At 39.8% G+C, this 24,673-nt stretch carries 23 protein-coding genes; 6 read left to right on the forward strand and 17 right to left on the reverse strand.

The genetic code is table 11. The annotated features are described in order from the left end of the window. Positions 1-146: 146 nt before the first annotated feature. The 5 genes from DRW42_RS16880 to rsmI all read right to left on the reverse strand — a co-directional run bounded on the left by DRW42_RS16880 (position 147) and on the right by rsmI (position 4,361). A complete protein-coding gene (locus DRW42_RS16880) occupies positions 147-563 on the reverse strand; it encodes an OsmC family protein (RefSeq protein ID WP_113950008.1) in 417 nt (138 codons plus the stop codon). Between the two features lie 99 nt (positions 564-662). Next, positions 663-1,184, reverse strand: a complete 522-nt coding sequence (gene lspA / locus DRW42_RS16885; protein WP_113950009.1) for a signal peptidase II — start codon at positions 1,182-1,184, stop codon at positions 663-665. Between the two features lie 30 nt (positions 1,185-1,214). Next, positions 1,215-2,831, reverse strand: a complete 1,617-nt coding sequence (lnt, locus tag DRW42_RS16890; RefSeq protein WP_113950010.1) for an apolipoprotein N-acyltransferase — start codon at positions 2,829-2,831, stop codon at positions 1,215-1,217. A 123-nt stretch (positions 2,832-2,954) separates the two neighbouring features. Further along, positions 2,955-3,608, reverse strand: coding sequence for a PH domain-containing protein (locus DRW42_RS16895; protein ID WP_113950011.1), 654 nt, complete (start codon positions 3,606-3,608; stop codon positions 2,955-2,957). 39 nt (positions 3,609-3,647) lie between these two features. After that, positions 3,648-4,361, reverse strand: a complete 714-nt coding sequence (gene rsmI / locus DRW42_RS16900) for a 16S rRNA (cytidine(1402)-2'-O)-methyltransferase (RefSeq protein ID WP_113950012.1) — start codon at positions 4,359-4,361, stop codon at positions 3,648-3,650. Positions 4,362-4,460: 99 nt separating this feature from the next. On the opposite strand from rsmI, the gene serS reads away from it, so the two are divergent. Continuing rightward, the gene (gene serS / locus DRW42_RS16905) at positions 4,461-5,732 is read left to right on the forward strand and encodes a serine--tRNA ligase (RefSeq protein WP_113950013.1); all 1,272 of its coding nucleotides are present in this window, start codon (positions 4,461-4,463) and stop codon (positions 5,730-5,732) included. Positions 5,733-5,966: 234 nt separating this feature from the next. On the opposite strand, the gene DRW42_RS16910 is transcribed toward serS, so the two are convergent. The 5 genes from DRW42_RS16910 to fabV all read right to left on the reverse strand — a co-directional run bounded on the left by DRW42_RS16910 (position 5,967) and on the right by fabV (position 10,175). Further along, positions 5,967-6,281, reverse strand: coding sequence for a hypothetical protein (locus DRW42_RS16910; RefSeq protein WP_113950014.1), 315 nt, complete (start codon positions 6,279-6,281; stop codon positions 5,967-5,969). A 97-nt stretch (positions 6,282-6,378) separates the two neighbouring features. After that, a complete protein-coding gene (locus DRW42_RS16915) occupies positions 6,379-7,065 on the reverse strand; it encodes an SIMPL domain-containing protein (protein WP_113950015.1) in 687 nt (228 codons plus the stop codon). A gap of 441 nt (positions 7,066-7,506) precedes the next feature. Further along, on the reverse strand, positions 7,507-7,959 hold the full coding sequence (locus DRW42_RS16920) for a cold-shock protein (RefSeq protein ID WP_113950016.1): 453 nt from the start codon (positions 7,957-7,959) through the stop codon (positions 7,507-7,509). A gap of 375 nt (positions 7,960-8,334) precedes the next feature. Then, positions 8,335-8,865 (reverse strand): GNAT family N-acetyltransferase, encoded by a 531-nt coding sequence (locus DRW42_RS16925; protein ID WP_113950017.1) that lies wholly within the window; start codon positions 8,863-8,865, stop codon positions 8,335-8,337. Between the two features lie 116 nt (positions 8,866-8,981). Next, positions 8,982-10,175: an enoyl-ACP reductase FabV gene (gene fabV / locus DRW42_RS16930; protein ID WP_113950018.1), complete on the reverse strand. Its 1,194-nt coding sequence runs from the start codon at positions 10,173-10,175 to the stop codon at positions 8,982-8,984. Between the two features lie 561 nt (positions 10,176-10,736). Between fabV and DRW42_RS16935 the strand changes: the two genes are divergently transcribed. Both DRW42_RS16935 and DRW42_RS16940 read left to right on the forward strand, forming a co-directional pair. Then, positions 10,737-11,444: a DUF2490 domain-containing protein gene (locus DRW42_RS16935; protein WP_113950019.1), complete on the forward strand. Its 708-nt coding sequence runs from the start codon at positions 10,737-10,739 to the stop codon at positions 11,442-11,444. Positions 11,445-11,529: 85 nt separating this feature from the next. Further along, on the forward strand, positions 11,530-12,420 hold the full coding sequence (locus DRW42_RS16940; protein WP_244215305.1) for a hypothetical protein: 891 nt from the start codon (positions 11,530-11,532) through the stop codon (positions 12,418-12,420). Between the two features lie 16 nt (positions 12,421-12,436). Here the strand turns inward: DRW42_RS16940 and DRW42_RS16945 are convergent, their stop codons facing one another. From DRW42_RS16945 to DRW42_RS16955, 3 genes are all read right to left on the reverse strand, one after another. After that, complete coding sequence (locus tag DRW42_RS16945) at positions 12,437-12,817, reverse strand: helix-turn-helix domain-containing protein (RefSeq protein WP_113950021.1); 381 nt, start codon at positions 12,815-12,817, stop codon at positions 12,437-12,439. 441 nt (positions 12,818-13,258) lie between these two features. Next, the gene (locus DRW42_RS16950) at positions 13,259-13,708 is read right to left on the reverse strand and encodes a DinB family protein (protein ID WP_113950022.1); all 450 of its coding nucleotides are present in this window, start codon (positions 13,706-13,708) and stop codon (positions 13,259-13,261) included. A gap of 9 nt (positions 13,709-13,717) precedes the next feature. Beyond that, entirely contained in the window at positions 13,718-14,482 is a 765-nt protein-coding gene (locus tag DRW42_RS16955) for a hypothetical protein (RefSeq protein WP_113950023.1), read from the reverse strand. Positions 14,483-14,835: 353 nt separating this feature from the next. Between DRW42_RS16955 and DRW42_RS28825 the strand changes: the two genes are divergently transcribed. Continuing rightward, positions 14,836-14,991 carry a hypothetical protein gene (locus DRW42_RS28825; RefSeq protein WP_158544361.1) on the forward strand — a complete coding sequence of 52 codons (156 nt, stop codon included), beginning with the start codon at positions 14,836-14,838 and terminating at the stop codon, positions 14,989-14,991. Positions 14,992-15,487: 496 nt separating this feature from the next. Here DRW42_RS28825 and DRW42_RS16960 read toward each other — a convergent pair whose 3' ends face one another. The 4 genes from DRW42_RS16960 to DRW42_RS16975 all read right to left on the reverse strand — a co-directional run bounded on the left by DRW42_RS16960 (position 15,488) and on the right by DRW42_RS16975 (position 21,953). Next, positions 15,488-16,219, reverse strand: coding sequence for a head GIN domain-containing protein (locus DRW42_RS16960; RefSeq protein ID WP_113950024.1), 732 nt, complete (start codon positions 16,217-16,219; stop codon positions 15,488-15,490). 156 nt (positions 16,220-16,375) lie between these two features. Further along, on the reverse strand, positions 16,376-18,028 hold the full coding sequence (locus DRW42_RS16965; protein WP_113950025.1) for a M1 family metallopeptidase: 1,653 nt from the start codon (positions 18,026-18,028) through the stop codon (positions 16,376-16,378). Positions 18,029-18,098: 70 nt separating this feature from the next. Next, positions 18,099-19,964 carry a CocE/NonD family hydrolase gene (locus DRW42_RS16970; RefSeq protein ID WP_113950026.1) on the reverse strand — a complete coding sequence of 622 codons (1,866 nt, stop codon included), beginning with the start codon at positions 19,962-19,964 and terminating at the stop codon, positions 18,099-18,101. A gap of 117 nt (positions 19,965-20,081) precedes the next feature. After that, a complete protein-coding gene (locus tag DRW42_RS16975; RefSeq protein WP_113950027.1) occupies positions 20,082-21,953 on the reverse strand; it encodes a CocE/NonD family hydrolase in 1,872 nt (623 codons plus the stop codon). A gap of 382 nt (positions 21,954-22,335) precedes the next feature. Between DRW42_RS16975 and DRW42_RS16980 the strand changes: the two genes are divergently transcribed. Next, positions 22,336-23,157 (forward strand): DUF6515 family protein, encoded by an 822-nt coding sequence (locus DRW42_RS16980; protein ID WP_113950028.1) that lies wholly within the window; start codon positions 22,336-22,338, stop codon positions 23,155-23,157. A gap of 336 nt (positions 23,158-23,493) precedes the next feature. Further along, positions 23,494-24,654, forward strand: a complete 1,161-nt coding sequence (locus tag DRW42_RS16985) for an esterase-like activity of phytase family protein (RefSeq protein ID WP_113950029.1) — start codon at positions 23,494-23,496, stop codon at positions 24,652-24,654. The last annotated feature ends 19 nt before the right edge of the window (positions 24,655-24,673 follow it).

The following is a 24,673-nucleotide window of genomic DNA, read 5'->3' on the forward strand; positions in this document are numbered from 1 at the left end:
ATGATTAAGCTAAGTTATATAATAAATCTTAATTTTTTAGTTTTTGTAATTATACAATAAAAAACATCATCTCGACTGAAGCGCAGCGGAACGGAGAGATCTATCTCGAGACAGATCTCTCGGCTTCGCTCGAGATGACGAAAGTGTTATGCTAAAGTAGCATCAACTGTAATGCTTGTATTCAATAATTTAGAAATCGGGCAGTTTTTTTCAGCATCTGCAACCAGTTCATCAAATTTTTCCTGTGTAAGATCAGGTACCGAAGCAGTTAAAGTTAAGTGCGATTCTACGATTTCACCTTTTGAAGGATCAAGGTTGATTTCGCATTTGGTTTCTAATTTAGTGGCAGTAAATCCTGCTCCTGTGAGGTTGGCAGATAGTTTCATGGTGAAACAGCCGGCATGTGCAGCAGCAATCAATTCTTCAGGATTTGTTCCTACACCTTCTGCAAAACGCGAGTTAAAAGAATATTGGGTATTGTTTAAAGTAGTGCTTTGAGTGGTAATGTTTCCATTGCCATCTTTAATAGAACCTTGCCAAACGGCTGTTGCATTTCTTTTCATGATTGGAATTATTTTGGTTGTTTTTTAGATTGTTTAACAGCTAAAGATAATTATATGTTTGTGTATAGCCGGTAATTCTTTTGTTAAGAAATATTGACTTTATTCTACTTCGGGCTCTGTTGCTTCTTCTTTCACCACTTTGCTTCTGAACGATTGAATCAGCAATATCCCAATTCCGATCATGATGGAAATATCGGCAAAATTAAAAACGCCTGTTTGGAAAATATAAAAATCCATGTGCATAAAATCGGTAACCGATCCGTACATAATCCTGTCGTAGAGGTTGCCAATACCACCACCTATTAAAAAGCAAAGAGCAATTTGCATGGTTACAGGAAGATTCTTTTTAACGAATAAATAATATAAGCCGTAGCACAGAAATAAAAGCGGTAGACCCGTTAAAACAATCAACCTGAAAAAGTATGGCATCTGATCGCCCAGACTTAAAAAAGCACCGGTATTTTCTACCTTTAATAAGGTAAAATGGTCTTTAATGATGCTAATGTGTTCGTAATCGCTGATTTCGCTACGGACAATTTTTTTTGAAATCTGATCGCAACCAAAATTTAGTGTTAACATCAATAACAGGAATGACCATCTAATATTTTTTATTTGTTGCATGGCTTTAAAATTGGAAAATAATTAGGGCTTTTATTTTTTTACCCATTTTCTGTAAGGAATAATTAAGGCTAAGATGATGGCTAAAACACTGAATATTTTTGCAATAATATCTCCGCTTTTTACGTAAAAAGTAATCTCGTCGTTTAGGTTAATGTTGGCTTTTAACGCTGTCCTTGTCCACCATTTGGTTTGTTGTGTTACATCGCCCCGTTGATTGATGAAGCATGAAATACCGGTATTGGCAGACCGCGCCACATCGCGGTGGGTTTCAATTGCCCGGAGTTTGGCGTACATTTCATGCTGATCTTTGCCTGTTGTATTTCCCCACCAGCCATCATTGGTAATAATAGCGATAAATTGTGCGCCATCATTTACCTGTTCGCCAATCCAATCCCCCCATAAACTTTCGTAGCAAACCACAGGGGCAACACCGATGCCACTTTGGGCGTAGAGCACACTGGGTTTATCCTGCCAGCCCCATCCGCCCACTGTACCTCCCAATTGGGCGAAAACACCATCTAAAAATGAAAATACTTTCGGGAAAGGCATTTTTTCTACCCCTGGTACCAATTTGGATTTATGATAAAACTGAACATTTGCAGAATTTTCTACCTGCATGGCGGTATTGAAATTATCGAAATAAATGCCACTCTGATTATCAAATTTGGTCGTAATGGTTTTTTTATCCTGATAGGTCTTGATGCTTTCGATACCTGTAATCAATGTTCCGTTTTTATATTTCGACAGAAAACTTTGTAACGTAATGAAATCGGCATTACTTCTGATACGGTCTTCGTCGGCATAATTTGGTATTGCTGTTTCCGGCCAGATAAAATACTCAGTATTGGTTTGACCAATAGAATCGGATAAATGGGTTAAAATAGCAATTTGTTCGGCAGGCGGAATATTCTCCAGCTTTTGATAGGGGTCGATATTTGGCTGAACCACCACAACATTGCTCGGTGTGCCTTTCTGTTCGGCATTAAAGTATTTTGTTAGTGAAATAGCGATAGGAATAATCACCACCAAAATCCAGATGCCAAAAGTTCTAAATCTTAAATAGCCCGTTTGCGTTTTAAGCCTTTTATAAGCTTCAAAAGCTAAAATATTACTTGCTAAAATCCATAACGAACCGCCGTAAATACCGGTATGATCATACCACTGCGCCAGTTGGTGCATGCCTGCTAAACCATTACCTAAAGTCATCCATGGGAAAGCGAGGTCCCAGGTTTGCTGTAAATATTCCAAAGCAATGTAAAAGGCGATTAAACCCAGGTATGCAATTTTTTTGTTGATGTATTTGCCCAAACGGTAATACAACCAAAAAGCAAATGTCATTAACAGTGCACCTAAACCATACGGAATTAATGAAACCGGTAAAGCTACAGCCCACCCATTGTAAGCGCTTATGGCATTGTACACCCAGTAGATAGATGCCGTATTCCACACCAAAAAGGTTAAACCTGCTGTTAAAAAGATCCGTTTCCCCTGTTTTTTAGTCGTATCGTTTGCAATGTTATCGAAAGCGATAAATAACGGTACCAAAGCAATTAATAGCAATGGCGTGGTAAAGGGCATTGGTGGCCAGGCGAGCCAAAGCAAAAATGCGCTGACTAAGGCAAGGAGATAGGTTTGTTTGGATTTCATATAAAATTACTTGTCATTCTGACGCAGGAAGAATCTCTATGCGACAGAGAACCGACCTTGTTCTATTATTATAAGTACTGTGCAACTATGCTAGGGATGCTTCGTGCCTCAGCATGACAGTGTTTACAAACTATCTAAAATAGCCGATTTTTTAGCTTCGTATTCTTCCTGTGTGATCAGGTGTTTATCATACAAAGTTTTAAGTTTGCGTAGTTTTAATGTAGTTTCATCCTCTGCTTCCTCCACCACTTCAGCAATCTGGATTAGAGGTTTTTCAGGCTCCGGAGCTGGTTCATAGGTGGGAATTTCGGCTAAGGGTTGCGCATTTAAATTAATAGGAGATGCCGTAGCACGATTTTCTTCCAGTTTTTGCTGGCGCAACAGTTCTTTATATTCTTCCAGCTGCTGATTGGCTGCCTGATGCAGTTTGCGGGCCTGTACTTTTGGAATATATTCTGTTACAATATTTTCGCCGTGTTGTGGTACACAGATGAATTTAGAACCGAAAAACTCTTCTTTAAAAGAAACTTCCTTAATGCTTTTCCACGAAATGTCTTTAAAATTCATGGTTAATCCCAGGTTACCTGGTTCGCAGTAAAAAATACGCTTGTTAGATATCGCGATACTATCGGGCAATAAGTTTACAGCAGGTTTTTTCTGTACAGCCAGGTATAAAATCTCTTCGCCCGCGGTTAACAGGTCGTTTAGTTTTCCAATAACTTTTTCAACCGCTTTCGGGTCTTGTTCGTCACTTAAAAATCTATCTATTGCAATCATAATGTTTTTAAAATTGATGTGTTGTTTATGTTTTAAATGCTACTCTTCAGCATCTTCATATTTGTTTTTGCTTTTAACATTGGGTTTTCCCGCTATGCAAATTACAAATTCTCCTTTTAATGTATTGTTTTCAAAATGTGATTTTATTTCTGTCAAGGTACCGCGAACGGTTTCTTCGAACATCTTGGTGAGTTCCCGGCTTACCGAAGCTTGCCTGTCGGCCCCTAAATACTGCGCAAACTCCTCTAAAGTTTTTAATAAACGATGCGGACTTTCGTAAAGTATAATGGTGCGGTCTTCTTCGGCCAGTTTTTTAAATTTGGTCTGCCGGCCTTTTTTTACCGGTAAAAACCCTTCAAAGCAAAAGGCATCGGCAGGTAAACCCGAATTTACCAAAGCTGGTACAAAAGCGGTTGCACCGGGTAAACATTCTACCGCAATATCATTTTTAATGGCCTCGCGCACCAGAAAGAAACCCGGATCGGAAATGGCAGGTGTACCGGCATCGGATATTAAGGCAATTTTCTGTCCTTCATTTAAAAATTTAATAATCTCAGAAGTTGCTTTGTGTTCGTTATGCTGGTGATGCGAGAAAACCCTTTTATCAATGCCGAAATGTTTGAGCATGGGGGCACTGGTGCGGGTATCTTCCGCCAGGATTAAATCGCATTCTTTCAATATACGGATTGCCCTAAAGGTCATATCCTCCAAATTGCCTATAGGCGTTGGTACGAGAAATAGTTTGCCATCCATATTTCAGTTTGCAGTTTACAGTTAACGGTTTGCAGTTTTTTCGAAACTCCTTACCCCAAACTCCAAACTCTTGCTATCTTTGCTTTAAAAAATTAAATAATGCTGCAAGTTAACTATATCCGCGAAAATAGAGAGAAAGTTTTAGAACGTTTAAGTATCCGTAATTTTAAACAGCCAGAACTGGTAGACGAAATCATTAAAATTGATGAAGACCGCCGTTCCACTCAAACTTCGTTGGATAGTATTTCTGCTGAAGCAAATGCAGCAGCCAAACAGATTGGCGATTTAATGCGTACAGGTAAAAAAGAAGAAGCCGAAGCCATTAAGGCACAAACGGCTTCTCATAAAGAAAATATCAAAAACCTGAGCGATAAGTTAAATGAGCTGGAAACCGCTCAGCATAACTTAATTGTACAGTTGCCTAACCTGCCGTATCATCTGGTAAAACAGGGATCTACAGCAGAAGATAACGAAGTGGTTTTAACACATGGTGAGCCTGCAAAATTGCCTAGCAAAGCATTGCCGCATTGGGAATTGGCTGCTAAATATGATATTATCGATTTCGAACTGGGCGTAAAAATTACCGGTGCCGGCTTTCCGGTTTATAAAGGAAAAGGTGCAAGATTACAACGTGCCTTAATCAATTTCTTTTTGGATCATGCTACAGCTGCAGGTTATAAAGAAATGCAGGTACCTCACCTTGTTAATGCGGCTTCGGGTTTTGGTACCGGACAGTTACCAGATAAGGAAGGACAGATGTATCATTCAACCGTTGATGATTTATATTTAATTCCAACTGCTGAAGTTCCGGTAACCAATTTATACCGCGATGTAATTGTTAAGGAAGAAGATTTACCGATTAAAAATACCGCTTATACACCGTGTTTCCGTAGAGAAGCAGGTTCTTATGGTGCACACGTACGTGGTTTGAACCGTTTGCACCAGTTTGATAAGGTAGAAGTGGTACAGATTACCCATCCGGATAAATCTTACGAAACTTTGGAAGATATGAGCCAATATGTTCAGTCGCTATTACAGGAACTTGGTTTACACTACCGGGTGCTGCGTTTATGCGGCGGCGATATGGGCTTTACTTCTGCCATGACATACGATATGGAAGTTTGGAGTGCTGCGCAGGAGCGCTGGTTAGAGGTTTCTTCTGTATCCAACTTCGAAACTTACCAGAGTAACCGTTTAAAATTACGTTTTAAAGGAAAAGAAGGCAAAGCACAACTGGCCCACTCATTAAACGGAAGTGCATTGGCTTTACCGCGTATTGTGGCTTCTATCTTAGAAAATTACCAAACCGAAAATGGAATTAAAATTCCTGAGGTTTTGGTAAAATATACAGGATTTGATGTTATAAACTAACCTGCGGGCAACTAATGAAGTTTCGGTGAGGATTAGCGCGTGGGGGAAACTTCGTTAGTTTAGCAAGGGCTCAAACTTAGGTTTGAGGGTATAAAGCAGAAATACTTCATTGTTAAGACTTACGAAGTTTGCCGCCCTTTTGGCCTGAGCTAACTTCGTAAGAAAGCATAAAAAAAGCTTTGCATTGTTGCAAAGCTTTTTGTTTTTATAGATAGATGAATGTTTTTATTTTTCTTATAAAATCAAGATCAATAATAAAATGATGATGATGATTGCACCAACTGAAAGGTAAACACCTCCAGAAACTGCACGGGCCTGGCTTTTTAGCTCTCTTAACTCGCTACGTAATGCTTTACGTTCTGCTCTGGTTAAGTTCGATTTATCCATGTCTCTGATTTCTTCAACACGGGTTTTAATCCTTTCTAGTTTTACCGCCTGTTCTGCGGTTAATTCTGTAGTGTTTTTCGCAGGTTTATCAGCAGCCTGTACTGAATTAAAACTAATGCCCAAGGAGAAAATCAAGGCTAACGTGTAGATGAATTTTTTCATAATATCTAATTTTTTAGTGTTCGACTTCTACTTAACAAAAAACCTACCAAAATGTTCTGGTAGGTTTAAAAAGCATGAATTTAAATGCCTAAAAAAATTATTTAATCTCGAAAACGGCATTAACCGTAAAATTCAGTTTAATTTTTTTGAAATCAATTTCAGGAGCGCTACCTGCATCGGCCATTTCAGCTTTCATTGCGAAATTTCTGTAAACCGGCTGTATAACATTGTCTCCACCATCCTGTATTTCAATTACGGCACCCAACTTATCACCTAAAGCTTCAACCATGTAAGCTGCTTTCTCTTTTGCAGCTAACAAGGCTTTAATTTTAAGGTCTTTTTTTAGGGTTTCAATTTTAGAGTAATCGTAGCTTTCGATATTGGTATTAGCAATTCCTTTGGCATCAATTGCTTCTAATATTGCATTAAATTTGTTCAGGTCGCTCACTTTCAAACGGTACTGTTTACTGGCCAGAAAATCAGGATTTTTCTTTTTCTCTGTTTCGTAATTCCAGCTACTTAAATTGCTGATGGTTAAGTTTTCTTTTGCAATGCCTGCCTTTTGTACCGCAGCAAATAATTGTTTTTCCAGTTCGGTAATGTCTGTTTTTTTCTTTCCGTTTAAGTATTCTTTCAGTGAAATACCGATGTAGATAATATCGGGGGTAACTTCTGTTTCGGCGGTTCCGCTTACATTGATTTTTCTACGTAAATCTACCTGTTGGGCCATCGCTGTTGATAATCCTAAAACTGCAACCAGTGCAAATGCTATTAACTTTTTCATAATATATTTTTCTTTGTGTGTACTGTAATGATGTAAACCATGCACAAATTCCACACCGGGATTTATATTTTTTTATTTCATAAACGATATTACATCATTAAATGCTACAGTTTTGTTACATAATAAGTCTATGTTGTTTACTCACAGCATGATAAATTGAATATGATTATTTCAAATAAAATATTCGAAAGGCAGATTCAGGGAGCTTTGGTAAGCAAATGGTATCTCTACGAACTGGGGATAAAGGAAGTTATTTGAGGGAAATCTAAAATCCTGAATGATACATCAGAAATACACCTGATGAAGAAAATTATGCGCAAGGTTTTATGCTTAAATAGACGGAATTATATATGGTTATAAAACCAAGCGCAGCAGAGATTTCTGCTTAATTTTAATCATATTTTGCAGTTTGGAACTGCAAAAAGAATTGGATGAAGGTAATTAAACCTTTGAAACTTTAACAGCGGTTGGTCCTTTTTGGCCCATTTCTACTTCAAAGGTAACTTTATCGCCTTCTTTAATCTGGGTTGTTAAACCGTTAACGTGTACGAAGATACTATCCTGAGTTTCGGTATTTTTAATGAAACCGTAACCTTTGCTGTCGTTAAAGAAAGTAACTGTGCCTTTTTTAACCGGATTTTCGTCGATGATGTCTTCTTGTCTTGAAATACCGATCTGAATATCTTCTGTATTGATTACAACTTTCTTTTTCGGATCTGGTGGGGTAGAAGAGATGTTTCCGTTCTCGTCAACGTAAGCCATCATATCTTCAAGCGATAAGCCTTTTTTAGCATTTGCCTGGCGCTCTTCTTTTTTCTCTTGTTTGTCGTTTTTCTTTTTTAACCGTTTTTTTTCGTTCTCTTTTTTACTGTATGTTGCCTGAGATTTAGCCATATATTATTTAATTGTTTTGTTTTGAAAGGTGAGTGGAATGGAGAATTATACAAATATAACAATACTAAAGGATAAACACGATTTTATTCGGGTAGTAGATTAAAGTACTGTATTTTAGTCCTAGATGTACCGATTACAATGGGAATATTTCTTTATTTGTTTTTACCACAGATAAAGAGGATGAACACAGATAGAGGGGTTGGCATATATGGGCGGAGTTTTTTAATTACGTCATCTCGACCGAAACGTAGTGGAGTGGAGAGATCTATCTCGAGATAGATTTAGCTTCGCTGAGCACTATGTGGTTCTCGACTACGTTACCGATGTAAAATCGGTACAAATTGCACTTCGCTCGAAATGACGACCTGGGAGAGCTTAACCTACCCATTTTGCCTTATCAATCTGGTAAACGAAATTCCATTTTACGGGTTCGCCGTAGTAGGCCACTTCAATTTCAGAGATTTTAACTGCACCCAGTTTTTCAGTAGCTTTTTGCGAACGGAAATTGGTTGCACCAATATGCAGGATCACTTTATTCACAAACTGGAAGGCATAATCGAGCATCAAAGATTTTAAGGCCCTGTTATGTCCTTTGCCCCAAAATTCGCGTGCGATAAAAGTGTAGCCAACTGCAACGGAACTATTTTCCTCGTCTAGTTCATAGTACCTTGAGCTGCCCACTATTTTATCGGTTTCTTTTTCGTAAACGATAAAAGCACCTTTTGATTCGATTGCTCCCTTAAAGAAATTTTCGAAAACTTCTCTTTTGTAACGGTCTTTATTGGGGTGCTGTTCCCAGATTAATGGATCGGAAGCAACTTCAAAAAGGGATTCGAAATCTGTTTCTTTTAAAGGAACTACTTTAATTAAATCGTTTTCTAATGTGGGCTGTAAATCGAATTTCATTTTATTTGGTTATAAAAACGGCCGGCTCTAGGGCCAGCCGTTTGTAATTAACTTATAGATTTCTCCATTCCGCTGCGCTAAAGTCGAAATGACGACATCTCGTGGTTATGATGTTATTAGTTTACCAAACCTTCAATTTCTACTACTTCCTGGGCATCTTTCTGGTAATCTACCTTATCAATTTCGAAACCGAAAAGGCTTAAGAAATCAGATCTGTAACCTGGTAAATCGCCAATTGCAGGTAAAGTTTCTGTTGTGGCTTCTTTCCAAAGTTCTGCAACTTTGGCCTGGATATCTTCACGCATTTCCCAATCGTCGATCCTGATTCTTCCTTTTTCGTCAACAGGAACTTCACCGCCGGTAAATAAGCGATCGGCATATAAACGCTGTATCTGCTCAATCGTACCTTCGTGCACGCCTTCTGCTTTCATTACTTTGTATAACAATGAAATATATAATGGAATTACCGGAATAGCCGAGCTTGCCTGTGTAACCAAGGCTTTGTTAACCGATACATAAGCTTTACCATCGATATCTTTTAATTTATCGCCGATTTTGAATGCTGTTGCCTCTAAATCGTCTTTTGCCCTGCCTATGGTTCCTTTGCGGTAAACCGGTTCTGTTAAAGCAGGGCCGATGTACGAATAGGCTACTGTAGTTGCACCTTCGGCAAGTAAATTTTCTGCTTTCAGGGCATCAATCCACATCGACCAGTCTTCGCCACCCATTACCGCAACGGTGTTGGCAATATCTTCTTCGGTAGCTGGTTCGATGGAAATTTCGGTCACATTACCGGTATGGAAATCGACTGTTTTGTTGGTATAAGTACCACCAATCGGTTTTAGGGTAGAACGGTGTAATACTTCTGTATCAGGGTGTTTTCTTACCGGAGAAGCCAAACTATAAATTACCAGATCAACCTGGCCAAGATCGGCTTTGATTAATTCGATGGTTTTTGCTTTGATTTCTTTTGAGAAGGCATCGCCATTAATGCTTTTTGCATATAAACCTGCTGCGTGTGCTTCTTTTTCAAAAGCGGCACTGTTATACCAGCCCGGTGAAGCAGTTTTGCCTTCAGAAGGAGCTTTTTCGAAAAATACGCCAATGGTAGCAGCTTCTGATCCGTAAGCAGCAGCAATACGCGAAGCTAAACCGAAACCGGTTGAAGCGCCAATTACCAATACTTTTTTCGGACCGTTGATAGCTCCTTTTGATTTTACATATTCAATTTGATTCTTTACGTTCTGTGCGCAGCCATCAGGATGTGCAGTTAAACAGATAAAGCCCCTCATTCTAGGTTCGATAATCATTTTTGTTCTTTTTTACGTTTTGTAATGTTAAATAAGCGCAACTTTAAGGTAATTGAAAATGCCTTAATGCCCAAATCTTTAACGAAGATATATTTTTAATTGTTTAACGTTAAATGAAATTTAAATAATGAGGGTTTTTAACCATTGAGGACGCATCGTTTTACACAGAGAAACATAGTGGAAGATTTTATGAGCTGGATCAAACAACTACCTGCTCCATCATCCATTTTACATCTTCCATCATACATCTTTCACCACTAAGTCACGAAGACACAAAGTTGTTTGTACATAAGGCTTCTGACATCGGTCATCCAACTTTCGGACTAATTTCCATCACCCATCTTCCATTTTCCATCTTTCACCACTAAGGCACGAAGACACAAAGTTGTTTATACCCAGGCTTCTGACATCGGTCATCCAACTTTCGGACTAATTTCCATCCTCCATCATTGACTTCGGACTAATCTGCGATTTGGACTTAAGACTATAGACTAAGGACTTTGGACTTAACTATATTTCTCCTAATTTAGCGGCACACAGATAAAACCGGTTTATCTTTTTATGAGAAAAATATTATTACTTGCCTCGATGGTATTCATCATGGCATCTGGAAAGTTATATGCGCAAACCCAATACCACAATTCGGGTTGGTTTATGTTTTTAAACAATACGAAGTTTAATGATAAATGGGGATTGCAGTTCGATCTTCAAATCCGTTCTGCAGATGATTGGGGGTATGTGCGCAATACTTTGGTTAGGCCTGCCCTGCAATATTTCATCAACAATAAAAGTAATGTGGCATTGGGCTATCTGTGGCAAACTACAACAACTGAAGTAGCGGGGGCAGATGATCTCACACATCACGAACACCGCATTTTTGAGCAATATATTTATAACCATAAAATCAGCTCGGTGTTTGCCAGTCATAGGTTTAGGGTTGAGCAACGTTTTATCGGTAGAACAGGTGAAGACGTATTTTCGCAGCGGTTCCGTTATTTTTTCAGGTTGATACAACCTTTGCAGAAAACGCAGCCTACCTTTACAAAAGGTGTTTTTGTGGCTTTACAGAACGAAATTTTCTTAAATCTACAAAACAAAAGTAAAATCAATAACAGTGTTTTTGATCAGAATAGGGCATACCTTGCCGCAGGCTACCGCTTTTCGAAACAGTTTGATCTGGAAGCGGGTTATATGAACCAGGCATCGCATGGCTTAACTAATAATACGATTAATAATATTGTACAACTGGCTGTTTATACCAGGTTTTAATGATTTAAAGTCATTTTTTTGATCATGAAGCCCGCCAAATGTTAAAGATGTTGTAAATGACTGGTCTTTTTGCTCAATTTGCCGCGTGAAAAGATTTACCATTCTATTTTTAGCACTCTTGTTTGGCAAGCGGATGCAGGCACAGGAGATCCAAAGCGCTTCAACCGACCACTCACCAACTTCGAAAAGTTTATTTAACCCTGAACATAAAAGGAATTTCTCGCGTAAAGGCGATTTCTTTTTCCACTGGGGATATAACAGCTCGTGGTATGGTAAAAGCGATATCAGATTTCAAGGACCGAACTACGATTTTACGCTGAAAGACGTAGTTGCGCACGACAGGCAATCGAAATTAAGCTGGGCTTATCTAAACCCTGGTTTGATTACGGTACCACAATATAATATCCGTCTGGGTTATTTTATCAAAGATAATTATAGCATTTCTATTGGCTGGGACCACATGAAATATGTAATGGATATCCCACAAACGGTAGCCATTACCGGTCATATCGGACCAAATATCTCTCCTACCAACACACCTACGGGTAATCTGGCCGGCGACTATAACGGACAGCAAATCAACGTAAAAGAAAGTATGCTTACTTATGAGCATACCGATGGTTTTAATTATGCAAATATAGAGGTAGAGCGCTACGATGATATCTGGGTAGCACCAGGTGGCAATACATCTCTAACCTTAGAAACCGGTTTAGGTGGTGGCTTAATGGTTCCGCGTTCTGATGTACGTTTATTCGGTCAGGGGAGGAACAACCATTTCAGCATTTCGGGTTATGGTGTTTCGGCCAAAGTAGGGCTGAAATTTTACGTATGGAAAAATGTTTACCTGCAGAATACCACCAAGTTTGGTGCAACCAACTTAACCAATGTACATACCACCGGTTGGGATGAATACGATAAAGCCAGCCAAAAAATTAACTACATCGAAAATATGTGGCTGGTTGGGGTTCAGTTTTAAAGATATTGAAGGAGGCTTAAGCCTCCTTTTTTGTTTTAGCAGATAATGCTTCTTCTTTTCTCTCTTTAATTAAGGCTGCAATTTCTACAATCTGTTTAAAAGAAACATCGGCAATTAAGTTGCGGATACTTTCTTGCGTTAAATTCTTTTTAAGTCTGGTAATGGGATGGGTATCGGGAATAGTTTCATCTTTATCAGGTTGCCATGCAAAAAGATCGCTCGGCTCGCAGATTAACAATTTGCATAATTTCTCGATATGATCCAGTTTTATCGACCGGGTTTTGCTATTCAAAATAAAGTGTGCCGAATGCGTGCTGAAACCCGCTTTAATCAGAAAGGTAGAAGGGCGCTCGATGCCTCTTGCAACAAAAATGGCGCCTACATTTAGGTGTAACATATTGTAAATCTATTAAGTGATAAAAAATAACATTCAATTTATCAGGGATGATTTAACAATATGTATCGCGGTACCTCAAACCGCAATGCACCATTGCATAGTTTAAATATAAGGATTAAAAATATAAAATGTAGTAAGGAGAAACATAAACGTATTTTGAAGAAATTAAAAATACATTTAAACTAACTTAAATCCAGTTTGAAGAAAGATAAACGCAGTATGTATAAACTAAAAGTATGTTTTAATTAAAATAATATAGCTTTCAGTTAGTATAAATATAGTTGAGAAAAACACAAATGAAATTGATAAAAACTAAAAATTTTAATCAAAAATTGATTGTCGATACCCTGAATTTATTTCAGGAGCTTCATTATATAACGGATTGTTTCACTGGCTGAGTACGCCATAATCGCTTTACGCAGGTTGCATAACGTCTGGCTTTTATTCACAATCCAGCAACCTCCTGTGATAGTTGATTTGTCCTAAATGGTAAGTTAAATGTGTGGCGAGGTGAACGAGGAAAAATCCGGTTGTGGTTTTTTCTTCAAATACCAATAGCGGATATTCACCATCAATTTGTTCGTTGGTAAGGTGTTCTAAAGTTTCGTCAATAGCTTTTGCCGTTTCTTCGATCATGTTAATGAGTTGCTGCTTTGGGATATCTTTTAACGAAAATTCGAGTTCTCGGTTCCGGATATAACCTGTGCCGCCAAGGGTTGCACCGATGTAAGTATTCAGGTTACCGATAAGGTGGAGACAAAGGTTACCTGCCGGATTTGTTATTGCCTGATCTATACGCCATAGGTTAGCTTCATTCCGGTAGGCTTCTATCTCTGCTTTCAGCCTGGTTAGATCGCGGTTAAAGAGTTTTTTTAGGGTTTCGGTAAGCATGTTCAGGTTTTAAAAGGTAATTTTTTTAGCAGGTTGTGATAAAATTTCTGTACCGGCTTTACTGATCACCAATAATGCAGGTGGAGAATCTTTTTCGCCCATTACGGTAATGAAACAGGTATAAAGGTAATCGCCGCTTTTAAACTGGTAGTTGTGGTTGCCCCCACTGCCATCGGGTGTCCACTTGCCATTATTTAAAACCAGTTTAGGTTTATCGCTCATTTTACTTTTTAGTGGCCAGGCGGCATAACGGTAATTGTTATTGCCAAGATCGTCAATCCTGATGCGGAATTGAGCCGTTTCGAAAACCAAAACCGGTTGTATAAAATTACTTAAGGAGGGGTGAAGACTGGTTTTTTCGGCGTTGATTAACCTGGCCTGTTCTTTGGCTTCTAACCGCGATTGATGGTTAACGGCAATGAGTTTGCCATTGGTGTCGAGCCATAACTCGCCGTTTAAAAACATAATGCCACGCCAGCCAACCGCATCCCAATCGGTATCGGGTTTAGAATTGACGATCTTTTTGGTTAAGTTATCATCAAAAATCTCTTTGTAACGTTTTATAAATTCCTGCTTGTTTTTAATGGCTGGGATAGGGTAAGCCCTTTTTAAGGGGTAGGCAATTTTACTGCTCAGTTTTTCGATATTGCCACTTTTAACAACAGAGATGAAAGCAGTAACCACGGGGCGGTATTTTTTATCGAGTGTTTGATCCTGTGCGTGCGTTAAACTGGCGATACTTATTAATAAAACTGCAAATAATATTTTTTTCATAAGGTGATGTGTAGGTAAACGAAGATAATTGTTTTAATATAAAAACAGATCAATGTGTTTTGGAATTTGATGGTTCGTGGTGACACGAACCATGGCGATTGGTGGGATTTGGAGCGGAAACCGTTGTGAATAAACCCAATTGTAGCGAACACGAAGTGAAACGGAGTAAAGCGAAAAGCGGGACTGAAAGCCGCCAGGAATTACTGCACATTCATTTCCATATCCCTAAATAAATCTGTTTTTTAGGGAAGCGCAGGGTTTGTGCATATCAATAATTTTCTTCCCGTTTTACGCTTGTACGCTTTGCTACCTCGTACCTCGTTGCTGCAGGGTACTGCTTCAACCGGGGCTAAATGGCAGGGGCAGTGTTTCATATTGGGGTTTTGGGTGCAGAAACTGTTGTAAATAAACCCGATTGTAGCGAACACGAAGTGAAACGGAGTAAAGCGAAAAGCGGGACTGAAAGCCGCCAGGAATTACTGCACGTTCATTTCCATATTCCTGAATAAATCTGTTTTTTAGGGAAGCGCAGGGTTTGTGCATAGCAATAAGTTTCGTCCCGTTTTACGCTTGTACGCTTTCCCGAAAATTTCGGGATACCTCGTTGCTGCAGGGTACCGCTTCAACCGCCCGCCTGCAACGGGCAGGGGGCTAAATGGCAGGGGCAGTATTTCATATTGGGGGTTGTATGGTGAAAAGATTATGGTTCGTGGTGACACGAACCATGGCGATTGGGACACGAACAAGGCGATTGGATTATGGTTCGTGAGGACACAAACCATGCGATTGATATAAATCTGTGTTTATCTGTGTGCATCTGTGGTTAAAAAACCCTTCTAGATATAGGTTAATGTATGAAGAATCATGGTTCGTGAGGACACGAACCATGGCGATTGGAGACATGAGCCCTAGCCATATAGTATTGAAAAAATATTATCCATGGCGATATGTACCAAAAAAGCCCCAAATTTCTTCGAGGCTTTTCTTTTCGTTGGTCATCTGATTTTATAATTTCCTTACACCACCCGAACCGATAACGGTTTTATCGATGGTTGGATTACCAGCGTAATTTACACTTCCTGATCCGCTGATCACAGCCCTGATGCTTTCGCTTACCGCCATATTTACGGTTCCTGATCCGCTAATGGTACTGTTTAATGTTTTTGTAGAAAAAGATCTACCCGACAGCGTACCGGAACTGCTGATTACCACTTTGGCATGATCTGCACCACCTGTAATGTTTATGGAGCCTGAACCGCTGATTACGCCACTATAATCGTCTACATCGGCCGAGACTTTAATGTTGCCCGAACCGCTTACAGTTGTTGTTAAATTGCCCGTGCTGATTTTTCCGTTAACGGTTAGGTTACCAGAACCGCTTATGGTTAAGCTGGCCAGTTCTTTTGCCGTTACATAAGCCGTGATTTTTTTGCCTTCGTATTTGTTAGACCAGCTTCGGATGCTGGTTTGCGGACGGATAACCAATACACCACTTTTTACTTCTGTAACGATGGTGGCAATGGCCTCAGCGTCGCCCTCTAAACGGCAGCTTTCGGTATTTCCTAAAGTAATAATTACATTAATAGGGCCGGCACCTGCCACACCATTGAAGTTTTTAACGTCGCGCTCGTCACTTCTGCTGCCTGATATACTGATACCGGTACTGTTTTTTGCAATTGCGTTAAAGCCAGCGGTTAAGGTTAATGATGCCAATAATATTGCAAATACTTTTTTCATGGTTATAGATTTTATTTTTTAGATGAATAATGGTCTTTTCTTATAAGACGGTTGTTTTTAAGAAAAGTTGCACAAATGCAAAATTATCGCAACTAACCGACTTCCGAAGTTGGCCAGGTTATAGCCCCGGTGAAACTTCGGAAGTTGGGCCGGGAGTTACCCTTTCTTAACGTTAATATAAAAGAGCGGATCGTGTTTAAAATTATCCGCGTTTATGCTGGCATCAATTTTAATGGTTTTCCAATCGTTTGTAGGTTTAATTAATGTATAAGCGCCGGCTTTTAAGGTTACGCGCACAGGCATATCGAAACCTTTAACATCGGTTATCCAGCGGTAAGATAAACTACCCTTATCTATTTTATATTCTAAAACAGGAATTTTGGTATAGCGTAGATACTGATCAAAAATCTTATCGAGTTTTAAACCGCTTTGTTTGGCGATATAATTTTCTATCTGCACCGTGGTTACGGTTTGGTGGTAAAAAGTTTTGTTCAGTCCGCGGAGGATCTGTCTGAATTTTTCATCATTATTGATCAGCTGACGGATGATGCTAATCAGGTTTGCTCCTTTAGGGTACATATCACCCGAACCTTCTTTATTTACACCATAAGGACCGATTACCGGAATATCGTTCCGGATAATTTTTTGCAGTCCGATTACATATTCATCGGCAGCAGCTTTGCTCTCGGTACATTCGGTAAACAATACTTCCGAGTAATTGGTAAAACCTTCGTGCACCCACATATCGCCAATATCTTTTGAAGTGATGTTGTTGCCAAACCATTCGTGGCCGCTCTCGTGTATGGTGATAAAATCCCACTTTAATCCATGACCAGTCCCGCTTAAATCGCGTCCTAAATAACCCTGTTTAAACTGGTTGCCATAAGCTACGGCACTCTGGTGCTCCATACCCAAATGCGGTGCCTGAACAAGTTTGTAACCATCTTTATACCAGGGGTAAGGGCCGAACCAGTATTCGAAACATTTTATCATGGGTTTAACATCAGCATCCCAGTGCGGACGGGCTTTTGCGCTGTCGGTTTGTAAGGCCCAGAAATCGATACTTAGTTTCCCGTTTTCTCCGTTATAGCTATCCTGCCAGTGCGCATATTTGCCAATATAAAAGGTTACATCGTAATTGTTGATGGGATTGCCTACAAACCAGTTGTGCTGTTGATAACCATCGGGCTGATCTACAGTACTCCTTAATCTACCGTTCGATATCTCCTGCAAGGTTTTAGGTACGCTGATGCTGATCAACATGCTATCTACCTCGTCGCTCTGGTGATCTTTATTAGGCCACCATACACTGGCACCTAAACCCTGGCAGGCTACAGAAACAAAAGGATTGCCTGCCGCATCTTTTTTGAAAATGAAACCACCATCCCAGGGTGGTGTTTTGGCGACAGTTGGATTACCGGAGTAAAAAACGGTGAATTTATCTTTACTACCTTTTTTTACTGCTTTGGGGAAGGTTACAAAAACAGCATTAAACTCGCGGGTAAAAGGCAGGTTGGTTCCTTTGTATACAACTTTATCTACTTTTAGGTTATCAAAAAGATCGAACTGAAGTTTGGTAAAATCCTGTGTGGCGGTAAAGGCAAATTCGTTGCTTCCGGCGATTGATTTCTGGTCAATATCGATTTTCACATCCAGGTGGTAGTAATTAATATCGTAGCAGCTACGTAAAGGTGTAAGTGTTCCACGCAGGCTATCGGCCCTTGAATTTACCTGGTTTTTGCCGAGTAGTTGTGCCTTTGCAGCAGGAATACTGAAAGCAAGGGCGAAAAGAATAAATAGTTTTTTCATTTATTTATTAATTGGATAAATTTCCGGTTCGTGGCGACACAAACCGGGGCTTTTGCAATAACGATTTAGCTTATTTTATCACATCAACCTCAATAAAGCTGTCGTTAAAAACGGTTTGTGTGGCTTTAATATAATCGGCTTCGGTTGCTTTATAAGGGTTTTCTACAAACTTTTGAGGGTTACGGGCAAATAACGGAAATGCCGTGCTTTGCACCTGGATCATAATCTTATGTCCTTTTTTAAAGGTATGCAATACATCCTGCAATTGAAAGTTCACCTCTGTTTTTTGGTTGGCTACTAAAGCTTCCGGTTTTTCGAAACTGTTGCGGAAACGGGCCGGCATTACCTCCGAACGTACCATTTGCCAGTAATTGCTCAAGGTAATGTTCTTGTTCGGCATATAGGGGTTATTCGGTTCATCAGCAGGGTATACATCGATTAGTTTTACGATAAAATCGGCATCGGTACCGGTGGTAGCAATTTTAAGGTGCGACATGATCTCGCCACCCAAGGTAATGTCGTTATCCAGTATGTCGGTTTGATATACCAAAACATCAGGCCTTCTGCCTGCAAAACGCTGGTCTTCGCTCATGTAATTGTGCGGTGTAAAACCCAATGTGGTGGTTAAATCTTCGGTATATGGAACAGGTTTTAACGGATCGCTGATGTAGTTTACAGAACCCGCAGTTGCAGGAGCAGTCATGCTCAGTTTACCATCTACTCCCAGATATAATTTTTGTTTGCTGGCTTTTTCTGTCGGCCATTTACTAAAGGTTTCCCATTGTTTTTTGCCGGTATCAAACATATAGGCTTCTGGCAGGCCCGAGTTTTTATCGCCATTGCCTTTTAAGAAATGGTTAAAGAATTTAGCTTCAATTTCTTTTTGGTAAAAAGTGGCAATGCTATCGCCGAAATATACATTGCTGTGCGTGGTATGGCCTGTTTCGCGGCTCCATCTGCCATGCCCGAATGGTCCCATAACGATGGTATTATAGGCATTTGGATTTTTCTTTTCGATGGTTTTATAAATGTTTAACGGGCCTGATAAATCTTCGGCATCGTACCAGCCGCCTACCAGCATTACTGCAGGTTTAATGGTGTTATAATGTTTTAACAAACCACGTTTTTGCCAAAACTCATCATAGTTTGGGTGGTTAACGGTTTCCTGCCAGTAGAAATTATTTTTATAATATTTATCGGCATTGGTTAAAGGACCAAGATCTAAAGCAAACTGATAACCATCTTTGGTTTTTGGTAAAATCATCTGGTTGTTGTACCAGGGTTTTGAGGTGGTATCTGTTTTCTGTACACCAAACACAGGGAAAGTAAAAAAGTAACTCTGCAAAAATGATCCGTTGTGGTGAAAATCATCAAAGAAGAAATCAGAAATAGGTGCCTGCGGAGATGAAGCTTTTAACGCCGGGTGATTACTTAAAATTCCTGCTGCGGTGTAAAAGCCCGGGTAAGAGATTCCCCATTGCCCCACTTTACCGTTGTTATTGGCCACATTTTTAACCAGCCAGTCGATGGTGTCGTAAGTATCCGAACCTTCGTCTACATCTTTTTTGCTTTTTTTATTGTCGATTACTGGTGTCATGTTTGTCCAGGTGCCTTCGCTTTTCCAGCGTCCGCGCACATCCTGCATGACCACGATATAACCTTCTTTCATCATCAGTTCTGAAGGGCCTAAACGTGCCGGAAATTTATCTTCCCCGTAAGGCGCCACTCCATAACAGGTACGCTGCATAATCATAGGATATTTTTTATCCTTTGCCGCATCTTTAGGGGTGTAAATTGCGGTAAAAAGTTTAGTGCCATCGCGCATGGGGATATAAACTTCTTTTTTAGTATAATTTGCTTTGGGATATCCTGTATCGCTTTGTGCAAAGGCAGAAGATGCCGATAGCAGGATGATGATGAGTTTAAGATATTTCATTTTTTTTGAATAAAAGTTAAGTTGTTGTTGTAGTCCTTCGACAGGCTCAGGATGACAACTCAATAGTTAAAGTTTGCCTTCCGGTTCGTGAGGACACGAACCGGAGTGGGGGCGGGTTTATTTTAATACCGAAACAGTAATAAACGAACTGTTATGTACATCGTGAAAAATCTTATGTGTTGCTTTCTGGAAATCGCCTGGTTCGGCCTGGTAGATATCCATAAATTTCTGCGGATTACGATCGGCTAAAGGGAACCATGAATTCTGGATCTGGATCATAATTTTATGTCCTTTTTTAAAGGTGTGCGCTACATCAGGCAAAGGATAATTTACTTTGGTAATGGTTCCGGGAACAAAAGCTTCTGGTTTTTCGAAACTGTTGCGGTATTTACCACGCATAATTTCGCCACGTACCAGCATTTCGTAACCGCCCATCATTAAATTTTTAGGATTAGGAACCGGGTTTGGTGCATCTTCTGGATAAACATCAATCAGTTTTACCACATAATCGGCATCTGTTCCGGTGGTAGAAACCACAAGATTGGCCAATACCGGACCGGTTAGGGTAATATCTTCTGTTAAGGCATCAGTCTGATAAGTTTTAACATCTGGCCTGCGGGCAGCAAAACGTTGGTCGTCGATCATATATTCGCGTGTACGTTTAGCCTGAATACCGTCCTGGTAAGGCACCGGGTTATTCGGATCGCTTACATATTCGTCCCAGCTATCGGTTCTGCCTACTTTTTCGAAAGCCAGTTTCCCGTTGGGTTGCAAATACAGGTTTTTGGTTTCTACTTCCTGTGGTGGCCAGGTTTTAAATTTTTTCCATTCGTTGCTGCCGGTAATAAAAATATTTGCTTCTGCAGCATCGAAATTGCCTTCGCCTTTTAAATAATGTTTAAAGAATGGTAATTCGTACTGTTGCTGATAATCGATACTGGTGGTTTTGCCAAAGTTGATATCGCCAAGGTAAGAGCCATCGCTGCGTACCCAGCCACCATGAAACCATGGGCCGGCAACCAAAATATTATTTGCAGCTGGATTTTGTTTTTCTATTGCTTTGTAAGTAGCAAATGTACCATAAGCATCTTCGGCATCGAAAAAGCCGCCAACTACCATAACCGCAGGTTTTACATTGGTTAAATGTGGGGTAATTAAACGCGATTTCCAAAAGGTATCCAAATCAGGATGTTTAAATAAATCGTTCCAGAATTTAATGCTGTCGGCAAAATAACGGTCTTTTAGGTTTTTAACCGAGCCAGCTTCCAGGTAAAAACGGTAATTATCCTGAATAGGGAACTGGAAAGCCTTAGGGCCTTTATCGGGTGTAATCGGTTTAGGTCTCGGTACACCAAAACTGCCCATAAAACTAAAAGCGTCCATTAAAAATAAGGTGCCGCGGTGGTGAAAATCGTCGCCTAAAAACCAATCGGTAACAGGTGCCTGCGGCGATACCGCTTTTAAGGCAGGGTGCGCATTGGGTAATGAAGTGGTAGAATAAAAACCAGGATAAGAAATGCCATAAATACCGGCGTTCCCGTTGTTGCCTTTTATATTTTTAACCAACCAATCAATGGTGTCGTAGGTATCGGTACTCTCATCAATGGCTGTTTTGCCCTTTTTACCCACCACCTGTGGGCGGATATCGGCAAATGTTCCTTCACTCATCCAACGGCCACGCACATCCTGATAAACAAAAATAAATCCTTCACGCATCATCGCCGGAAAATTACCCAGGCTTAGTTTATATTTATCTTCGCCATAAGGGGCAACGGTGTAAGGGGTACGGTTAATTAAAAATGGATATTTTTTGGTTTGATTTTTGGGTATGTAAATGGATGTGAATAACTTAACCCCATCGCGCATAGGGATTTTGCGTTCTATTTTAGTGTAGTTTTCTCTCACATAGGCCGAATCAGTTTGCTGGGCCAGTAATTCAGTGGAAATAAACAGACAAAATAGAAGACCGAAAATTCTTTGAAGATTCATTTGTTTTAGTTTTTGGGAATAAAATTTTAAATATAGGTGATTCGGGATTGATTAGTGAAAATAGCCGGTAAAAGGTTTGTTAGTAAGTGATGTATGATGGAAGATGTGTGATGGAATAGTCCGAAAGTCGGAAGCCTGGTGTGTAAAAGAACTTAGTAGTGAAATGATGTAAGATGGAAGATGTGTGATGAATGATGGAGTAGTCAGAAAGTCGGAAGCCTGGTGTGCAAAAAAAACTTTGTGTTGGCTTGCCTTGATGGTAAATGATGTAGCTTAACCCGCTATTCGTCATTGCTTTATCAAAATTTAGTTAAATCTTGTTAAGGGATAATCTTTTAAACATTTTAAGCGTCATATTGATAATCGAATTAAACACAAAAAAATGAATAGGTTATTAAATAAAGGATTGGTTGTTTTTGCTGCAGCAGCGATGATAGCAACCTTGAGTATCGAAAATGTTTCTGCACAAAGACCAAGCAGGGGTGGAGGTGGCGGAGGCTCTTTTGGTGGCGGACGATCAGGCTCTATTGGTTCGTTAAGAGGAGGAGGTTCTATTGCACGTGTATCACCAGGAAGGGGCAGTTTTTCTCCAGGGGTACGATCGGTAAGACCAAGCTATGGATATGGCAGACCGGGTTATCGCCCAGGTTTTGTGAGACCAGGTTATAGTTACAGACCAGGTTTCGGCAGACCATATTACAGACCCTACTACAGTTATTATAATTTTTACAGACCGTTTTTAGGTTTCAGGATCGGCGTATTGCCTTATGGTTATTATCCGTTCTGGTATGGCCCGAACCAGTTTTACTATTCTGGCGGATTATTCTACCAACAAAATAATGATCAATATGAAGTGGTAACCCCACCAGTTGGTGCCGAAGTTCCGAATTTACCATCGGATGCCAACAGGGTAACCATTAACGGTGTTGATTATTATGAATACAAAGGCGTTTATTATACCCAGAAGGAAAATGCCGACGGCAAAACGGTTTATGTGGTTGCCGGAAAAGATGGTGTTTTAAACACAGGCGATGGTACCGCTGATGCACACAATATTGGTGATATTATTAATCAATTGCCGGAAGGATGCAGGGAAGTGACGATTAAAAACGAAAAATACTTTGTATCGCCTGATGATGTTTACTACGAAGAAATAGTAGATGGAACAAACATTACTTATCGCGTAATAGGTAAGTTGTTTTAGCAATACGTCATACTGAACTTGTTTCAGTATCTTTTTAAAAAAGAAGTGCAGTCGGATGGAAACATCCGACTGTTTTTATTTTATTTCAATTCGTTTGTGGTCAACTATTTGTTAGCCACGGATGCACGGATTAACATAGATTTTTACGCTAATAAATATATCAATGTATGTGTGCGAAAAACCACTTCGAGCTAGGCTCTCCGGGTTAATCTGTGCCTCCATGGCCGGATTGTGTTTGCACCGCCGTCGTGGGAGCAGGAAGACGCTGAAATAAATTCAGGTTGACGTACTGCGGGCCACCAAAAATCCATATTTTTACATCCTAAACATGTCGATTTGAAATCCATAGCTCAGCACTTTTTTGTTTACGCTTTTTTTGCGATTGTGCTTTCTTCATGCACTGCAACAAAGCAAGTGGCGGTTAGGCAAAACGAAACGAGTATTTCGTCGGTTAAATTTTTGCACGAATATGTGATGCCGCTAAACCCGGTTTTTGAGAATTCGGTTGTTGGCGGTTTATCGGGGATTGATTATGATGCAGCACAAAATCAATATTACCTCATCAGCGATGATCCATCGCAGTTTAGTCCGGCAAGGATTTACACGGCACAAATTGATCTTAAAGAAAATAAAATCGATACCATCCGCATCATAGGCGTTAGTTATCTCTTACAGGAAAATGGGAAACAATACCCTAAATATGGAACCGATAAAACGGTAAAGCCGGATGGCGAATCGGTACGTTACAACCCGAATACCAAACAATTGATCTGGAGTAGTGAAGGGGAGCGGTTATTTAAAAATGGCGATACCATTATTGTTCAGCCTGGTTTAACTTTTATTTCTACAGCAGGCAAGTTTTTAGATACCATTCCGTTGCCCAAGGGTTTTCACTTTACAAAGACGGAGAGCGGTCCGCGTAAAAATGCACTGTTCGAAGGGTTAACTTATGCCGATAATTATAAAACATTATATGCCAGCCTGGAAGAACCCCTTTATCAGGATGGACCACAATCTTCTTTTGGTTACGATAAGGCTTTAACGCGGATTTTAAAGTTTGATGTCGCTACGAAAAAGAACATTGCGCAATACGCCTACAACCTGGGGGCTCTGCCGGTTAAACCTACTGTAGATAACGACTGGAATGTAAATGGCATTTCCGAAATACTGGCGGTTAACAAACATACTCTTCTGGTAATGGAAAGGGCCTGGGCAAAAGGACACGATGATCATACTTTTCTAAAACTTTACTTGGTTGATCTGCAAGGTGCCGAAAACGAGATTAATAATGCATCATTCCTGAAAAATCCTCCAAAACCTTTAACCAAGAAATTACTTTTCGATTTTGATACCTTAAACAGGCATATCGATAATTTCGAAGGGGTAACATTTGGTCCGAAACTTGCAAACGGACATCAATCTTTAATTTTTTGTGTAGATAATAATTTCGGAAAATCGCAGGTACAGCAGTTTTTTCTTTTTGAGGTTATTCCCTAATCCAGTTCCAATTTAAAAT

Source organism: Pedobacter miscanthi (assembly GCF_003315595.1).
GTDB lineage: Bacteria > Bacteroidota > Bacteroidia > Sphingobacteriales > Sphingobacteriaceae > Pedobacter > Pedobacter miscanthi.

Excerpts from the sequence above, each read along its gene's own strand:
- DRW42_RS16925 (WP_113950017.1), bottom strand. The coding sequence starts at position 8,865 with ATGAAATTCGATTTACAGCCCACATTAGAAAACGATTTAATTAAAGTA.
- DRW42_RS16975 (WP_113950027.1), bottom strand. The coding sequence starts at position 21,953 with ATGAATCTTCAAAGAATTTTCGGTCTTCTATTTTGTCTGTTTATTTCC.
- DRW42_RS16980 (WP_113950028.1), top strand. The coding sequence starts at position 22,336 with ATGAATAGGTTATTAAATAAAGGATTGGTTGTTTTTGCTGCAGCAGCG.
- fabV (WP_113950018.1), bottom strand. The coding sequence starts at position 10,175 with ATGATTATCGAACCTAGAATGAGGGGCTTTATCTGTTTAACTGCACAT.
- DRW42_RS16915 (WP_113950015.1), bottom strand. The coding sequence starts at position 7,065 with ATGAAAAAGTTAATAGCATTTGCACTGGTTGCAGTTTTAGGATTATCA.
- DRW42_RS16945 (WP_113950021.1), bottom strand. The coding sequence starts at position 12,817 with ATGTTACACCTAAATGTAGGCGCCATTTTTGTTGCAAGAGGCATCGAG.
- DRW42_RS16950 (WP_113950022.1), bottom strand. The coding sequence starts at position 13,708 with ATGCTTACCGAAACCCTAAAAAAACTCTTTAACCGCGATCTAACCAGG.
- DRW42_RS16895 (WP_113950011.1), bottom strand. The coding sequence starts at position 3,608 with ATGATTGCAATAGATAGATTTTTAAGTGACGAACAAGACCCGAAAGCG.
- DRW42_RS16970 (WP_113950026.1), bottom strand. The coding sequence starts at position 19,964 with ATGAAATATCTTAAACTCATCATCATCCTGCTATCGGCATCTTCTGCC.
- DRW42_RS28825 (WP_158544361.1), top strand. The coding sequence starts at position 14,836 with ATGGCAGGGGCAGTGTTTCATATTGGGGTTTTGGGTGCAGAAACTGTT.
- DRW42_RS16960 (WP_113950024.1), bottom strand. The coding sequence starts at position 16,219 with ATGAAAAAAGTATTTGCAATATTATTGGCATCATTAACCTTAACCGCT.
- DRW42_RS16880 (WP_113950008.1), bottom strand. The coding sequence starts at position 563 with ATGAAAAGAAATGCAACAGCCGTTTGGCAAGGTTCTATTAAAGATGGC.
- DRW42_RS16910 (WP_113950014.1), bottom strand. The coding sequence starts at position 6,281 with ATGAAAAAATTCATCTACACGTTAGCCTTGATTTTCTCCTTGGGCATT.
- rsmI (WP_113950012.1), bottom strand. The coding sequence starts at position 4,361 with ATGGATGGCAAACTATTTCTCGTACCAACGCCTATAGGCAATTTGGAG.
- lspA (WP_113950009.1), bottom strand. The coding sequence starts at position 1,184 with ATGCAACAAATAAAAAATATTAGATGGTCATTCCTGTTATTGATGTTA.
- lnt (WP_113950010.1), bottom strand. The coding sequence starts at position 2,831 with ATGAAATCCAAACAAACCTATCTCCTTGCCTTAGTCAGCGCATTTTTG.
- DRW42_RS16965 (WP_113950025.1), bottom strand. The coding sequence starts at position 18,028 with ATGAAAAAACTATTTATTCTTTTCGCCCTTGCTTTCAGTATTCCTGCT.
- DRW42_RS16955 (WP_113950023.1), bottom strand. The coding sequence starts at position 14,482 with ATGAAAAAAATATTATTTGCAGTTTTATTAATAAGTATCGCCAGTTTA.
- DRW42_RS16935 (WP_113950019.1), top strand. The coding sequence starts at position 10,737 with ATGAGAAAAATATTATTACTTGCCTCGATGGTATTCATCATGGCATCT.
- DRW42_RS16920 (WP_113950016.1), bottom strand. The coding sequence starts at position 7,959 with ATGGCTAAATCTCAGGCAACATACAGTAAAAAAGAGAACGAAAAAAAA.
- serS (WP_113950013.1), top strand. The coding sequence starts at position 4,461 with ATGCTGCAAGTTAACTATATCCGCGAAAATAGAGAGAAAGTTTTAGAA.